12 protein-coding genes and 4 tRNA genes are annotated in these 13,511 nt (G+C 62.2%); 6 read left to right on the forward strand and 10 right to left on the reverse strand.

Going from position 1 to position 13,511, the window contains the following annotated elements; translation table 11 throughout:
* Positions 1-86: 86 nt before the first annotated feature.
* Genes motD through DFR34_RS02450 form a run of 5 tightly spaced genes read right to left on the reverse strand, consistent with a single transcriptional unit; the run spans position 87 to position 3,810 of the window.
* Positions 87-875, reverse strand: coding sequence for a flagellar motor protein MotD (gene motD, locus DFR34_RS02430; RefSeq protein WP_110389576.1), 789 nt, complete (start codon positions 873-875; stop codon positions 87-89).
* 21 nt (positions 876-896) lie between these two features.
* Complete coding sequence (locus DFR34_RS02435; protein ID WP_110389577.1) at positions 897-1,835, reverse strand: S49 family peptidase; 939 nt, start codon at positions 1,833-1,835, stop codon at positions 897-899.
* 48 nt (positions 1,836-1,883) lie between these two features.
* Entirely contained in the window at positions 1,884-2,225 is a 342-nt protein-coding gene (locus DFR34_RS02440; RefSeq protein ID WP_110389578.1) for a Rieske (2Fe-2S) protein, read from the reverse strand.
* Complete coding sequence (locus DFR34_RS02445) at positions 2,198-2,875, reverse strand: HAD-IA family hydrolase (protein ID WP_110389579.1); 678 nt, start codon at positions 2,873-2,875, stop codon at positions 2,198-2,200. The genes DFR34_RS02440 and DFR34_RS02445 overlap by 28 nt, the downstream gene beginning before the upstream one ends.
* Positions 2,872-3,810 carry an RluA family pseudouridine synthase gene (locus DFR34_RS02450; protein WP_110389580.1) on the reverse strand — a complete coding sequence of 313 codons (939 nt, stop codon included), beginning with the start codon at positions 3,808-3,810 and terminating at the stop codon, positions 2,872-2,874. Before DFR34_RS02450 ends, DFR34_RS02445 begins: the two co-directional genes overlap by 4 nt.
* A 712-nt stretch (positions 3,811-4,522) precedes the next feature.
* Here DFR34_RS02450 and rne point away from each other — a divergent pair.
* From rne to DFR34_RS02465, 3 genes are all read left to right on the forward strand, one after another.
* Entirely contained in the window at positions 4,523-7,915 is a 3,393-nt protein-coding gene (rne, locus tag DFR34_RS02455; RefSeq protein WP_110389581.1) for a ribonuclease E, read from the forward strand.
* A gap of 104 nt (positions 7,916-8,019) precedes the next feature.
* Positions 8,020-8,095, forward strand: a tRNA-Asn gene (locus tag DFR34_RS02460).
* 126 nt (positions 8,096-8,221) lie between these two features.
* The gene (locus DFR34_RS02465; RefSeq protein WP_110389582.1) at positions 8,222-8,626 is read left to right on the forward strand and encodes a hypothetical protein; all 405 of its coding nucleotides are present in this window, start codon (positions 8,222-8,224) and stop codon (positions 8,624-8,626) included.
* Positions 8,627-8,710: 84 nt separating this feature from the next.
* On the opposite strand, the gene DFR34_RS02470 is transcribed toward DFR34_RS02465, so the two are convergent.
* From DFR34_RS02470 to DFR34_RS02480, 3 genes are all read right to left on the reverse strand, one after another.
* Positions 8,711-8,786: transfer RNA gene (locus tag DFR34_RS02470), tRNA-His, on the reverse strand.
* Positions 8,787-8,848: 62 nt separating this feature from the next.
* Positions 8,849-8,925: transfer RNA gene (locus DFR34_RS02475), tRNA-Arg, on the reverse strand.
* 18 nt (positions 8,926-8,943) lie between these two features.
* Positions 8,944-9,021: transfer RNA gene (locus DFR34_RS02480), tRNA-Pro, on the reverse strand.
* Between the two features lie 208 nt (positions 9,022-9,229).
* Here DFR34_RS02480 and folD point away from each other — a divergent pair.
* From folD to DFR34_RS02495, 3 genes are read left to right on the forward strand one after another with little or no spacing between them, the layout of a single operon-like run.
* Positions 9,230-10,081, forward strand: coding sequence for a bifunctional methylenetetrahydrofolate dehydrogenase/methenyltetrahydrofolate cyclohydrolase FolD (gene folD, locus DFR34_RS02485; protein ID WP_110389583.1), 852 nt, complete (start codon positions 9,230-9,232; stop codon positions 10,079-10,081).
* A gap of 38 nt (positions 10,082-10,119) precedes the next feature.
* Complete coding sequence (gene purU, locus DFR34_RS02490) at positions 10,120-10,980, forward strand: formyltetrahydrofolate deformylase (protein ID WP_170121683.1); 861 nt, start codon at positions 10,120-10,122, stop codon at positions 10,978-10,980.
* A gap of 52 nt (positions 10,981-11,032) precedes the next feature.
* The gene (locus DFR34_RS02495) at positions 11,033-11,575 is read left to right on the forward strand and encodes a hypothetical protein (protein ID WP_110389585.1); all 543 of its coding nucleotides are present in this window, start codon (positions 11,033-11,035) and stop codon (positions 11,573-11,575) included.
* Positions 11,576-11,987: 412 nt separating this feature from the next.
* On the opposite strand, the gene DFR34_RS02500 is transcribed toward DFR34_RS02495, so the two are convergent.
* The gene (locus DFR34_RS02500) at positions 11,988-12,569 is read right to left on the reverse strand and encodes a hypothetical protein (protein ID WP_146215034.1); all 582 of its coding nucleotides are present in this window, start codon (positions 12,567-12,569) and stop codon (positions 11,988-11,990) included.
* Between the two features lie 73 nt (positions 12,570-12,642).
* Entirely contained in the window at positions 12,643-13,275 is a 633-nt protein-coding gene (locus tag DFR34_RS02505) for a calcium-binding protein (protein WP_110389587.1), read from the reverse strand.
* Positions 13,276-13,511: the final 236 nt, after the last annotated feature.

Consider the following 13,511-nt stretch of genomic DNA (forward strand, 5'->3'; position numbering starts at 1 on the left):
GTTGCGCGGCCTTGCTGTTCTGTCTTGCTGTTTTGCGGCCGCACACCTCTAGCCAGGATTACTGCGCTGGGTTTGGTGAGCGACGCTCACTGCGGTGCGCTGCTGAGCGTCGCCACCGGCACCAGATCATTATCGCCAGCGCTTTCCGGCAGGATGCTGATGGTCACCCGGCGGTTGCGGGCGCGGCCGTCGGCGTGGTCGTTGCTAGCCACCGGGCGGTTTTCGGCGCGGCCGATGGCCACCAGGCGCGGCGAGGCGACGCCGTTTTCGACAAACAGGCGCACCACGCTGCCGGCGCGGGCGGCGGATAATTCCCAGTTGGAGGGGTAGACGCTGGTGCGAATCGGCCGGTCGTCGGTGTAGCCTTCCACCCGGATGCGGTTGGGATGGCCTTTCAGCACGCCGCCCAGCCGGCCCAGCCAGCTTACCGAGGCAGTGGAGGGGGTGGCCTGACCGGATTCAAACAAGGCGCTGTCGTTGATTTCTACGGCGATGCCCAGCGGGCTGTCGGTCACCCGAACCTGGCCGCGCTGCATCAGCGGATCCAGCAGCTGACGCACCTGCGCCGCCAGCTGGCGCACGCGCATGTCTTGCTGCTGTTTCAGCGAGGCGGCCACCTTGCTGGTCATCGGGTTGGCGTCTTCCACCGCCACATGGGTGTTGGCGCTGCCGGACTGGCCAATCACCTTGGGCGAGATCGAGCCCTGATTGAACGCCGCAATCATGGATTGGGTCATCTGCTTGTATTTGCCCTCGTTGATCGACGAGATGGCGTACATCACCACAAAAAAAGCAAACAGCAAGGTGACAAAGTCGGCGTAGGACACCATCCAGCGTTCGTGGTGGTCGGGGTCTTCCGGCGGACGGCGGCGCATGGGTGGGGCTCTCCTGCGGGCTTATTTCAGTTGCGGGCCGCTGTCGCCCTGGCTCAACAGCGCAGCGGACAGCATCACGCCAAAGCGTTTGGTGAAGCGGTCCACCAGGTCGTCGCTGGGGGTTACATCGACAATATTGTCGGTTTTCACCAGCTCGCGCGCTACGCTGTCCACCGTGCCATAGCCGTCGGCCAGGCCCAGCGGAATGCTTTTTTCACCCAGCCAGTACAGGCCGGTGAAAATAGTCGGGTCGTCCTTCAGTCGGGCGCCGCGTCCGGTTTTCACCACCTGAATGAACTGGCGGTGAATATCGTTCAGCAGCGCCTGGCGGATGGCTTCGTCTTCTGCCTTGCGCGGCGAGAACGGGTCGGCCAGCGCCTTGTGGCTGCCGGCGGTCATCAGCCGGCGCTCCACGCCGAGTTTTTCCAGCGCGCCGGTAAAGCCAAAGCCATCGGACAGCACGCCAATCGAGCCGACAATGCTGGCCTTATCGACAAAAATCTTGTCGGCGGCGGCGGCGATGTAATAACAACCCGAGGCGCAGACTTCTTCAACCACCACATACACCGGAATATCCGGGTGCTCGCCCTTCAGCCGGCGAATCTCGTCATTGACCATGCCAGACAGCACCGGGCTGCCGCCGGGGCTGTTGGCGCGAATCACCACCGCGCGCGTGCCGCTGTTCTTGTAGGCTTTTTGCAGGCCGGCAATCATGCGATCTGCCGTGTGGTTTTCTGCGCTGATGGCGCCGGATAGCGTCAGCAGCGCCACATGGTCGCCGGTGCTGGCCAGCGCGCCCTCACTGTCGCCGTTGCGCAGCAGGCCATACAGCAGCAAGATGGCCAGCAGCACCCACACCAGGCGGAAAAACAGCTTCCACTGGCGGGTGCGGCGTTGCTCGGTCAGGGCGGCGGTGGCCAGTTTTTCCAGCACCTGGCGTTCCCACTGCGGTTCACTCATGCAAGATTTCCTGTGGCTGGCGCACGCGCGGGGCGCGGCGCATCGGGTTCAGGCGGCAAGCCATACTTGGCCGTCGCGCTCAATCACGGTCAGCGGCGTCAGCCGCCGGCCTGGGCAGGGGCCGCCCAGGCAGCGGCCGGTTTGCGGATCATAGTACGCGCCATGCATGGCGCACACCAGATACTGGCCGGAAATGTCAAACACATCGCCTTCCACTAAATCTAGTTCGACCGGCACATGCGCGCAGGCGTTGACATAGGCGTACACCTGGCCGCGAAAGCGCACGGCAATGCCGGGGCGGCCGTCGGGCAGGGTGAAGCGCAGGCCAGGGCGGCTGTCTTGCAGCGCGCTGGCGGCGCCGATCAGTTGGCCAGGCGCGGCGTCAGCCATGTGTCGAATTCGGCAAACGAATCAAAACACGCCAGCGGCGCGCAGTCGCGCAGGGCTTCCACCGGGTGCGCACCATAGCTGACGCCGGCGCCCCAGGTGCCGGCGTTTTGCGCCATCTGCAAATCGTGGGTGGTGTCGCCCACCATCAGCGTGCGGCGCTTGTCGGCGCCCAAAAACTCGGTGATGTCGTCCAGCATCTGCGGATGCGGCTTGGAGCGGCATTCGTCCACCGTGCGGGTGATGGCAAAGCACTCGCCCAGGCCCGTGGCGGCCAGCGCGCGGTCCAGGCCGATGCGGCTCTTGCCGGTGGCCACCGCCAGCAGCACGCCGCGCGCGCGCCAGCGCGCCAGCGCCTCGGCCACGCCATCGAACAGCTCGATGGCCTGGTCGCCGGCCAGGTAGTGGGTGCGGTAGGCGTTGACCATGTCCTGGTAGCGCTCGGCCGGCAGGCCGGGGCAAACATGGCGCATGGCGTCCACCAGCCCCAGGCCGATCACATGGCTGGCGCGGGCGCGCTCGGGCACCGGCAGGCCCAGGTCGGCGCAGGCGCGCTGGATCGAGCGGGTGATGTGGGCGGTGGAGTCCATCAGGGTGCCATCCCAGTCAAACACCACCAGATCAAAAGCGTGGGCATCAGCAGGCAGGGTCATGCGCTCAGGGTATCCAGAAAAGATTGCAATTCGCGCGGCAGCGGGGCGAGAAGCTCCAGCGGCGCGCCGGTCAGCGGGTGATTCAGGCGCAGCCGCCAGGCATGCAGAAACATGCGCTTGAGCCCGCGCTTGTGCAGCTCACGATTGAAAGCATAGTCGCCATATTTTTCATCGCCAGCAATCGGCGCGCCGCTGGCGGCCATGTGTACGCGAATCTGGTGGGTGCGGCCGGTTTTCAGCTGGGCTTCCAGCAGCACAAAGCCGCTGGCGCGCTTGAGCACGCGAAAATTGGTGTGCGCATGCTGGCCATCGTCGGCCACCCGCACCCGGCGCTCGCCGTCGGGCAGGTTGAACTTGAGCAAGGGCAGCTTGACCTGTTTGCGCGCCTCGGGCCAGTCGCCCACGCCCAGCGCCTGATAGCGCTTGTCCATGTGGTTGTCGCGGATCATCTCGTGCAGCTTGACCAGCGCCGAGCGTTTTTTCGCCAGCATCAACAGGCCGGAGGTTTCCCGGTCCAGCCGGTGCACCAGCTCCAGAAAGCGCGCCTCGGGCCGCGCGGCGCGCAATTGCTCGATCACGCCAAACGACACGCCCGAGCCGCCATGCACCGCCACCCCAGCCGGTTTGTCGATCACCAGCAGGGCGTCGTCTTCGTAGACGATGGCGAATTCCTGCGCGGGCGCGGCGCGACCGGCGGGCGTCGCGCTTTGCGCCACGCGCACCGGCGGAATGCGCAGCACATCGCCGTGTTGCAGCCGGTGGCTGGCGTCCACCCGGCCTTTGTTCACCCGCACCTCGCCGCTGCGCAGGATGCGATAGACGTGACTTTTGGGCACGCCCTTGAGGTGGCGAAGGAGAAAATTGTCAACGCGCTGGTCATGGCCAGCATCGTCAACTGTCACAAAGGTGACGGAGTCTTTACGCAAGTCTGTCATTTTGCTTATACTGCGCCGAACCGGGGCGGGTTGTGGATAACCCGTGAATCCCCGGTGAATAAGTTCGGGAAACCCAGACTCTTGTCGCCTCATCGTCCCGACGCGATCACGTCGAGGCCACGCGCCAAACGCGCCCGGTCCGGCATCGTCCATGCGGCGGCGACACGGTTGTCTCGCTCACCGAAAAGCAGCGATGGTAAAGCATTTACGCGCAACACGCACTCACCAGAATTTTCGTTTTCCGGCGTTCAAGCCCGCCAGAAAACCATGCAGCAAAGTTTGACCCGACGCGGTGGCCCGATCCGACGTGATTCCATGCTCGCCCCCTTGAACAACCGAATGCCGGGGCGGGCATTACTGACACCAAGACGCGCCTGCGGCAGCAGGCAGAACAGCCGCTTTACCCGTGGCCCCGCGAAACATACAGGAAGTCGGCTGAACCCATTGCCGTACCGCTCTTTGTGAAGGACTTCCTTTCGGTGCGCCCCCTGCCTGGGGCTGTCGAAAACTTGCTGCGCCCAGTGCGCCCATTTTTCCGAGCCGCTTTGACGCCGCCACTGGCGGGGCTGTCAGCGCGGATTGCCTGTTCAGGCCCGTCTTGCTGTCGGGCGCTGCGCCGGACTGTTGCCGGCTTGCAGTGGAGAAGTGTGCGCCGTTGGCGGCCAGAATGCCGCCAACCCCTGCGTCGAGTGCCGCGCAGGACCTTACTAAAATGAAACGCATGTTATTCAATGCGACGCAGGCCGAAGAGCTGCGCGTCGCCATTGTCGATGGCCAGAAGCTGATCGACCTCGATATCGAAACCGTCGGCAAGGAGCAAAAAAAGGGCAATATCTACAAGGGCGTGATCACCCGCATCGAGCCCTCGCTGGAAGCCTGCTTTGTCGATTACGGCACCGAGCGTCATGGTTTTCTGCCGTTCAAGGAAGTCTCCCGCGCCTATTTCCGTCAGTTTGACGGCGGCGGCCGCCCGCGCATCCAGGATGTGCTGCGCGAAGGCCAGGAAATCATCGTCCAGGTAGAAAAAGACGAACGCGGCAACAAAGGCGCGGCGCTGACCACCTACGTCAGCCTGGCCGGCCGTTATCTGGTGCTGATGCCCAATAACCCGCGTGGCGGCGGCGTGTCGCGCCGCATCGAAGGCGAAGAGCGCAACGAGCTGCGCGAGCTGCTGGCCCAGCTGGAAACCCCGGCCGGCATGAGCCTGATCGCCCGCACCGCCGGCATTGGCCGCTCGCTGGAAGAGCTGCAATGGGATTTGAACTACCTGCTGCAACTGTGGACCGCGATTGAAAGCGCCGCCGGCGCCCAGAATGCGCCGTTCCTGATCTTCCAGGAAGGCAGCCTGGTGATTCGCGCCATCCGCGATTACTTCCAGCCCGACATTGGCGAAATCCTCATCGACACCGAGGAAATCCACGCCCAGGCGCGTCAGTTCATGAGCCATGTCATGCCGGGCAACGTCAACCGCGTCAAGCTGTACAAAGACGACGTGCCGCTGTTCTCGCGCTTCCAGATCGAACACCAGATCGAAACCGCCTTCTCGCGCGCCGTCACCCTGCCGTCCGGCGGCGCCATCGTCATCGACCACACCGAAGCGCTGGTGTCGGTGGACGTCAACTCGGCGCGCGCCACCAAGGGCAGCGACATCGAAACTACCGCGCTGAACACCAACCTGGAAGCCGCCGACGAAATCGCCCGTCAGCTGCGTCTGCGCGACCTGGGCGGGTTGATCGTGATCGATTTCATCGACATGGAAAACCCGAAAAACCAGCGCGAAGTAGAAAACCGCCTGCGCGAAGCGCTGAAAACCGACCGCGCCCGCGTGCAAATGGGCAAGCTGTCGCGCTTTGGCCTGTTGGAGCTGTCGCGTCAGCGCCTGCAACCCAGCCTGGGCGAAAGCAGCCACATGCCCTGCCCGCGCTGTCATGGCACCGGCTTTATCCGTGGCATTGAGTCCTCCGCCCTGCATATCCTGCGCATCATTCAAGAAGAAGCGATGAAGGACAACACCTGCGCCGTGCACGCTCAGGTGCCGGTGGACGTGGCCACCTTCCTGCTGAACGAAAAGCGCGCGGATCTGTTCACCATCGAAGCGCGACTGAAGGTCAGCGTGGTGCTGATCCCCAATATCCATCTGGAAACCCCGCACTACAAGATCGTGCGCCTGCGCGCCGACGATCTGCCGGAAGGCGAGGAGCCCAGCTACAAGATGGTGGAAACCCCCACCGAAGAAAACGGCTACGCCGGCGCCCAGCCGGAAAAAGCCAAACCCGAGCGCCAGCAGGCCGCCGTGCAAGGCATCACCCCGGCCCAGCCGGCGCCGGTGTCTGCCCGCGATCAAGAGCCGGCGCCCGCCCCGGTGGCGGCGCCTGCCGCCGCTGCCCCGGCGCCGAGCCCGGTGGCGGCAGCCCCGGCTCAGCCTGGCGTGATGGCGCGTCTGGTGGGTTGGGTGAAATCGCTGTTCACTACTGAAGTTCCCGCCCCGGCCCCGGCGCCCGAGCCGGTCAAGCCGGCCGCTGCCAGCCCGCGCCGCGAAGGCAATGGCCAGCGCCGCGACCGTGACCGCCGCCCGCGCCCGCCGCGTGACGACAGCGCGCCGCGCCGCCGCGACGACAACCGCAACGAACGTGCCGAGCGCGACGCCGACGCCCCGCGTCCGGAACGCGAACCGCGCGCCCCGCGTGCCGAACGCCAGGAGCGCGCTGAGCGTCCTGAACGCGCCGAACGTGAGCCGCGTGAACAACGCGAACCGCGTGAGCCGCGCGAGCGCAGCGAACGCCCGGAACGCGGCGCCCGCCCCGAGCGTCAGGCCCTGCGCCATGAAATGCGCGAACGCGAAGAGCGCGAAGCCCGCGAGCAACAACAAGGCGAACGCCCGAACGCGGCCCCGGCCGATGCCGACGCGCCGCGCGCAGAACGCGCCGAGCGCCCGGAACGTCGCCGTCGTCAGCCTGAAGCCGCACCGGCAGCCGAAGCCGTCGAGACCGAACTGAAGGCCGCTGAAGCCGTGGCGCAAACCGCCGCTGCCCAGGACGAGCAAGCCGATGTCGCCCCGGCCGAAGGTGAAGCCCGTGAGCCGCGCAGCCGTCGCCGTCGTGGCCGTCGTGGTGGCGAACGCCGTCGTGATGAGGCTCAGGCGGATGGCAACCTTGAAGCCGCTGCCCCGCAGATTGACCCTGAAACCCAGCATGATGCCGTGCCGTCTGCTGCTGCCCCGGTTGCCGCTGCGGTTGCCGTAGCCGCTGCTGCGGTGGCGGTCGAAGTGGCCGCTGAGACGCCGCTTGCCTCTGTCGTGCAGGAGGCTGTTCCGGTGGCAGCGCCAGAGGCCGAGCAGGCTGCTGCGCCGGTAGCGGTGATTCCGGTGGCCGTGCCGACCCCGCTCGAACCCGTGGCGGTGGCAGCGTCTGCGCCTGTGGCTGTCGAGACTGTGCCGATGCCTGAGCCGATGCCTGAGCCGCAAGCGCAAGTCGTGGTGGACGAGCCGGTGCTTGCGCCCGCCGTATCTGCTCCGGTTGAGTTGCCGCCTGTGGCCGTCGCAGCGGTGGTGGAGGCTGTTGTGGTGGCAGATGCTGTGGCGGTCGAACCGGAAGTGGCTCCGGCAGAACATGCCGTCGCCAGCATCGAGCCGGTGGCCGTTCAGCCTGCTGTTGAGCCAGTCGCTGAGGTAGCCATGCCGGCCATGCCGGAACCGCTGGCAGCCCCGGTGAGCATCGCCGAAGCAATTGCGCTGGCTGAGCCGGTCAATGAGCCCGTCGCGGCTGAATCGTCGGTCGCCGAGCCAGTTTCCCCGGTCGCCGAGCCTGCCGTGGCCAGTGTCGAGCTGGGTGGGCTGGAGCTGGTGAGCACCCGTGTGGCTGAGCCGTTGGCTGTGATGGACGAAGTACAAGCACCGCGTCGCCGTCGTCGTGATGTGGCTGAATCGCCGGCGGCCGGCTCCGAGCAAGCTGCTTTGCAGCAGGTGGAAACGCTGAGTCTGCCTGGTCCCATTCTGGATCCAGCTGCCAGCCAGTCCATCTCGCAACCGTTGCGCCGTCGTGATCGTTTGGCCACGCTGTCTGGTGTCGAGGCGATGGATATGGTTCAGGTGCAAACCCGCGATTGATCGCGCTCACGGGGCGGTTGGATGTGCTTGTCCAACTGCCCCGCTAAAAAGTGCAGAAAGTGCTTGACCTGGCTTTCTAAGATCGTTATTATCTCTTTCTCAATTCCTCGATAGCTCAGTCGGTAGAGCGACGGACTGTTAATCCGCAGGTCCCTGGTTCGAGCCCAGGTCGAGGAGCCAGATTCAGCAAAAAAGCCAGCACAGATGTGCTGGCTTTTTTGTTTTTGTGCACAAATTGCTGATGCTAAGTATTTTTGCGGATAGCCTCTGGTATATTCATGACATCTGTGTGATCCGGGAACCAATATGCGCGGTTTGTGGCGCGCTGTGCAGGCGTGTGGGGTGGTGGCGTTGCTGGCAGTGGCCGGTGTGGCGTGTGAGCAACGTAATCCGGTGTTTATCGGTATCTGGATGTGTGGCGATATGGAGCTGCAATTCAGTGGCGATGGGCGCTTTCGCTGGCGCAGCGTAGATGGCGATGAGTTGAACGGCAATTTTCATCTGGTGCGCGATGGTAGTGCTTATCGCATTGACTATCAGCCGGTGCGCTGGGCGGTGCAGGAAAAGCGTTATATTCCCACTCGCTATCCGGTAGATGGCTTTTATCTGAGTGCCACCCCGTCTGGTGAGGGTGATGACATGCTGGCCTGTCAGCGCAAGCGTGTGCGTGGTGCTGCGCGGGTGTTGTCCTGGCTGGACGAAGGGCCCTGAGTGGATTGGTGTTTTTTGGGGTTTGCTGTTTTGGTTTGGTTTGAATGCAAAAAAGCCCAGTCTGTTGACTGGGCTTTTAATGCTTGGGGTGGATGATGGGACTCGAACCCACGACAGCCGGAATCACAATCCGGGACTCTACCAACTGAGCTACACCCACCGCTGAAACCATAATGATCTTGCTGAATACAGTGCAAAATCAGAAAAACTGTCTTGTTTGACTGGCGCGCCCGACAGGAATCGAACCTGTAACCGCCGGCTTAGAAGGCCGATGCTCTATCCGGTTGAGCTACGGGCGCTCAACTGTCGGTTGCAACTGGTCGGGGTGGTGGGATTCGAACTCACGACCCCCTGATCCCAAATCAGGTGCGCTAACCAGGCTGCGCTACACCCCGAACAAGAGAACAGGACTATACCCAGGCTTTGGAAGGCTGTCAAGCTTTGACTTGATAAAATCGCTCAGCCAGTCATTTGCGTTGAGCGCAGCGCCTGGCGTGTCAGCATTTGCCGGGTGCGTGGCGGTCAATGGTTGAGCCGTGCAGGCCAACAATGCGAAAATCCCGGTTTTGTTTACGAACATCTTGACTGGAAAGACCCAACACCATGGCGGCTCAGCTTATTGACGGCAAAACCATTTCCGAAGCCCTGCTCAACCGTGTCAAAGCCGGCGTGGACGCCCGGCTGGCCGAGGGCCGTCGCGCGCCTGCGCTGGCCGTGGTGCTGGTGGGCAATAACCCGGCCTCGGAAATCTATGTGCGCAACAAAAAGCGCTCGTGCGAAAAAGTCGGCATCCGCTCGGTGGCGTTTGATCTGCCGGCCAGCACCACTCAGGCTGAACTGCTGGCCATTGTTGACCAGGTCAACGCCGACCCGGAAATCGACGGCATTCTGGTGCAATTGCCGCTGCCGGCGCATATCGACGCCGATGCGGTGATTGAGCGCATCGACCCGAAAAAAGACGTGGACGGCTTTCACCCCTACAACATCGGCCGCCTGGCGCTGAAAATGCCGCTGCTGCGCCCGTGCACCCCGCGCGGGGTGATGACCATGCTGGAAATGTCCGGCATCGACCCCAAGGGCAAGCACGCGGTGATCATTGGCGCTTCCAATATTGTCGGCCGACCGATGGCGCTGGAGCTGTTGCTGGCGCGCGCCACCGTCACCGTCTGCCACAGCGCCACTGCTGATCTGGCCGCCGAAGTGCGTCGCGCCGATATCGTGGTGGCGGCAGTGGGCAAGCCGGGCTTTGTGCCGGGCGACTGGATCAAGGAAGGCGCCGTGGTGGTGGATGTGGGCATCAACCGTCTGCCGGATGGCAAGGTGGTGGGCGATGTGGACTTTGCCGCCGCCAGCGAGCGCGCCAGCTGGATCACCCCGGTGCCGGGCGGCGTGGGCCTGATGACGGTGGCCACCCTGCTGCAAAACACCCTGGACTCGGCCAATCTGCACGCCTGAGCCGTTTTTTGACCGATTGCTGACGAAAAACCTAAATCATGTCCGAGCGCAACTCCGCAACCCTGCTGATCAGTTGTCCTGACCGCAAGGGGCTGGTGGCCACCATCGCCAACTTTTTGATGGCCTACAACGCCAACATCCTGCACGCCGACCAGCACCAGGATTCCAGCGAAAACCTGTTTCTGATGCGCGTCGAATGGGACCTGAGCGGCTTTACCCTGCCGATGGAAAACTTCGCCGCCGCGTTTCAGCCGATTGCCGACGAAAACCAGATGACCTGGCGGGTCACCCTGTCCAGCAAAAAGCCGCGCATGGCGCTGTTTGTCTCCAAATACGAACACTGCCTGGTGGACCTGATGCACCGCTGGCGCATTGGCGAACTGAACTGCGACATCGCCCTGGTGATTTCCAACCACGAAGACTGCCGCCGCCTAGTGGAATTCAACGGCATTCCCTTCCATGTCGTGCCGGTCACCCGTGACAACAAAGCCGAAATGGAAGCCCGCCAGTGGGCGCTGCTGGAAGAAGCCCAGGTGGATTTCATCGTGCTGGCGCGCTATATGCAAGTGCTGTCGCCGTCCTTTGTCGAGCGCTATCCGAGCCGGGTGATCAATATCCATCACTCCTTCCTGCCCGCGTTTGACGGCGCCAAGCCCTATCACCGCGCCTTTGCCCGTGGCGTGAAGCTGATTGGCGCCACCAGCCACTACGTCACCGAAGTGCTGGACGACGGCCCGATCATCGAGCAGGAAGTCACCCGCATCTCGCACCGCGACGACGTGGAAGACCTGGTGCAAAAAGGCCGCGACCTGGAAAAAGTCGTGTTGTCGCGCGCCGTGCGCTGGCATATCGAAAACCGCATCCTGGCCTACGCCAACAAAACCGTTATCTTCGACTGACCCCGCCCCACGTCCGCCGCGCACGCGGCGGACGCCTGCCTGAGACTCTTCCATGCGCCTGATTGACGATTTGATCGAGCTGGCCTGCCTGCGCGCCCGCCCGCTGGCTGAATACCGCCATCCGGCCTGGCAGTTGCTGTGCGCCTTATTGATTTTGTCGGTGATCAACAGCGCCAGCGCAGAAAATTTTACCGGCCCCTTGCCGGCGCGGCTGGGGTTTTTTGCCGTGTTTGCGCTGCTGGAAAGTGTGCTGGTCACCGCCGTGCTGACGTTATGGCTGCGGCTGAGCGGCTGGCGCGAGCGGGATTCACTGTGGCCGCTGGTGGTGCTGTCCAGTGGCGTGCAGGCGCTGGAGCCGCTGACCAGCTGGCTGGGCGAGGCCGCCGGGCAAACGCTCAGCGGACTCTTGGCGGTGTATTCGATATTGGTGCTGGTGTTGGGTGTGGCGCGCGCCACCGGCATGCCCGCCTGGCGGGTGGCCGCCGGCGTAGTGATGTTCCTGCCGCTGGGCGCTATGCTGTTGGCGGTGATGCTGGGCGCGGCGGCGGATATGGGTTGGGTGACGCTGCCGGTGGCGCCTGCTGACGCGAATTAGAGCCGCTCACAAAACCCTCCTGGCTTTGTTGTACGGCCTTGGCGCGCTACCCGCGCTGTCTGCGATTCTGGCGGACGGTGCAAGGCGTATGGCCAAACCGCGCGACAACACCAGGCGGGTTGGGTGAGCGGTGCTTGCCAATGCATCAAGCCAAATCGAGATATGAACATGGGCTGTGCGCTCGTGAGCTATTGCTGACGGTAATTTGAACGACAAAGTCGATGCAGGCAGCGTCACTGGGCTGGTGGGCTGCCCGCGAAGAGATCAGCAAGGGATGCGCTGAAAAAAGTGACTTCTGAAGGAGTGGTGGCTTAATTTTTTGATTTTGCGGTATTTTTTATGGGTGCGATTTTTCTGAATGGCTCAGTGCATCCCAAGCGTACTGGCCGATTGGCAAAACACGTAAAGTGCATCACGCCCGACGATTAAAAGCATGCTCTTCTTCGTGAATTTCTCTCATGGTCGGCGCCGGCTTGTTGTAGTCGTAATAACTGGCCACCGCGCGGCTGCCCAGGGCAGCGGCAACGCCATTGCGCATGGCGGCACGGTATTCATGCTCACTTAAACCTTTGGCGGATGCGGCCAAAGCAGATAGGTCGATATTGGCATGTGAATAGGCTGAGCCATCCTTATACACCACCGCCAAGATATTGCCCGCCGGGCCACGGAAAATACTGTCAGCCTGCATTTGCAGTTGCTTTTCAAGCTCGGCCGCAGAGGGGCGATGCTCTCTGGTTTCCGGTCCAAATAATTCCATTTTTTTTGCAAATGCCTCTTGCGCTTTTTCACCTTTCAGCCCGGTCATTGCTTCCGCGAGCGCTTGAGTGCCATACTGAACCATTTCGGCAAACCTTGGATCAGCAGAAAATGGCTCACCTACCTGGACTTGGGTGCTGTAGGACGCAAGTGGGTAATTTTCTGCTTCGCTACTGGATTTGTTGCTTGGCTTACTACTGAGGGGCAACACAACCGAAGTACTGGTGTTGACTCGCATATGGCCTCCATGACGTCAATGTATTTAAACGTGCAGGCAGCGCCAAGAAATGCTGAGCTGCCTGCAATGATATTTAAACTATGCCAAAGTACCCAGACAGACTGATCGCTCTATCCTGGGTCTGTAAATTTTCAATGGTATAAATTCCACCCAGGAAAAAGTTTGAGATGACCACCCCCTCGGTGATCTGACCATCACTGGCATCGGCTACACTGCTGATCCACAAATCATTTGCTTGCCGTAAAGGAATCAGTTGGTCAAGTGTCGCATTGGGGATATATAGCCAGTCGATTCCGCCACCATAACCAGGGGTGTAGCTGGCAGTCACACCATCATTGATGGTGTCCTGGCCGTTGCCATAGCCAATGTATTGCACATAGATATCATCACCAAAGCCGCCCAGCAGGGCATCGGAGCCACCTTCGCCAATCAGCACGTCGTTGCCATCACCGCCATGCAGCAGGTCGTTGCCAACGCCGCCTTTTAGCGTGTCGTTGCCGGCCCAGCCCAACAACGCATCGTCGCCGCCATTGCCAAACAACTGATCATTGCCCGCACCGCCATGGATGAAGTCCACATAGCTGCTGCCGTACACGATGTCGTCGCCACCGAGGGCGTCGTAGCTGTGTGCGGTTTCACCGGGGTTCATCGGCAGAGAATTCATGTAAAAGATGTCATTTCCTTCAGAGCCGGTTTTGCTTGCCATGTTATTTCCTGGTTTTGGTTGATCTGAGTGGATTATGCTAACCACCTTGCTAATCCCAATCAATTCGGGAAAATACCATGGTAATAATACGCAATGTGCGTGCTGGGGCTGTGCTGGTGGGGGGGTGAGTCGCGAGGCGGTGAGGCCGCCCTTGGGGCGGTGGCTTCTGCTTCCTAAAGAGCCGCGCTTAGAGTTGCTAACAAAACCCCAGCGCAACGCGCCTGGCTAGGCGCCCG

The sequence above is a fragment of the Rivihabitans pingtungensis genome, assembly GCF_003201855.1.
Lineage (GTDB): Bacteria > Pseudomonadota > Gammaproteobacteria > Burkholderiales > Aquaspirillaceae > Rivihabitans > Rivihabitans pingtungensis.

Bases quoted from the DNA above. Each gene is read 5' to 3' on its own strand.
- DFR34_RS02450 (WP_110389580.1), bottom strand. From the start codon at position 3,810: ATGACAGACTTGCGTAAAGACTCCGTCACCTTTGTGACAGTTGACGAT.
- DFR34_RS02465 (WP_110389582.1), top strand. From the start codon at position 8,222: ATGCGCGGTTTGTGGCGCGCTGTGCAGGCGTGTGGGGTGGTGGCGTTG.
- DFR34_RS02435 (WP_110389577.1), bottom strand. From the start codon at position 1,835: ATGAGTGAACCGCAGTGGGAACGCCAGGTGCTGGAAAAACTGGCCACC.
- folD (WP_110389583.1), top strand. From the start codon at position 9,230: ATGGCGGCTCAGCTTATTGACGGCAAAACCATTTCCGAAGCCCTGCTC.
- DFR34_RS02505 (WP_110389587.1), bottom strand. From the start codon at position 13,275: ATGGCAAGCAAAACCGGCTCTGAAGGAAATGACATCTTTTACATGAAT.
- rne (WP_110389581.1), top strand. From the start codon at position 4,523: ATGAAACGCATGTTATTCAATGCGACGCAGGCCGAAGAGCTGCGCGTC.
- DFR34_RS02495 (WP_110389585.1), top strand. From the start codon at position 11,033: ATGCGCCTGATTGACGATTTGATCGAGCTGGCCTGCCTGCGCGCCCGC.
- DFR34_RS02440 (WP_110389578.1), bottom strand. From the start codon at position 2,225: ATGGCTGACGCCGCGCCTGGCCAACTGATCGGCGCCGCCAGCGCGCTG.
- DFR34_RS02445 (WP_110389579.1), bottom strand. From the start codon at position 2,875: ATGACCCTGCCTGCTGATGCCCACGCTTTTGATCTGGTGGTGTTTGAC.
- motD (WP_110389576.1), bottom strand. From the start codon at position 875: ATGCGCCGCCGTCCGCCGGAAGACCCCGACCACCACGAACGCTGGATG.
- DFR34_RS02500 (WP_146215034.1), bottom strand. From the start codon at position 12,569: ATGCGAGTCAACACCAGTACTTCGGTTGTGTTGCCCCTCAGTAGTAAG.
- purU (WP_170121683.1), top strand. From the start codon at position 10,120: ATGTCCGAGCGCAACTCCGCAACCCTGCTGATCAGTTGTCCTGACCGC.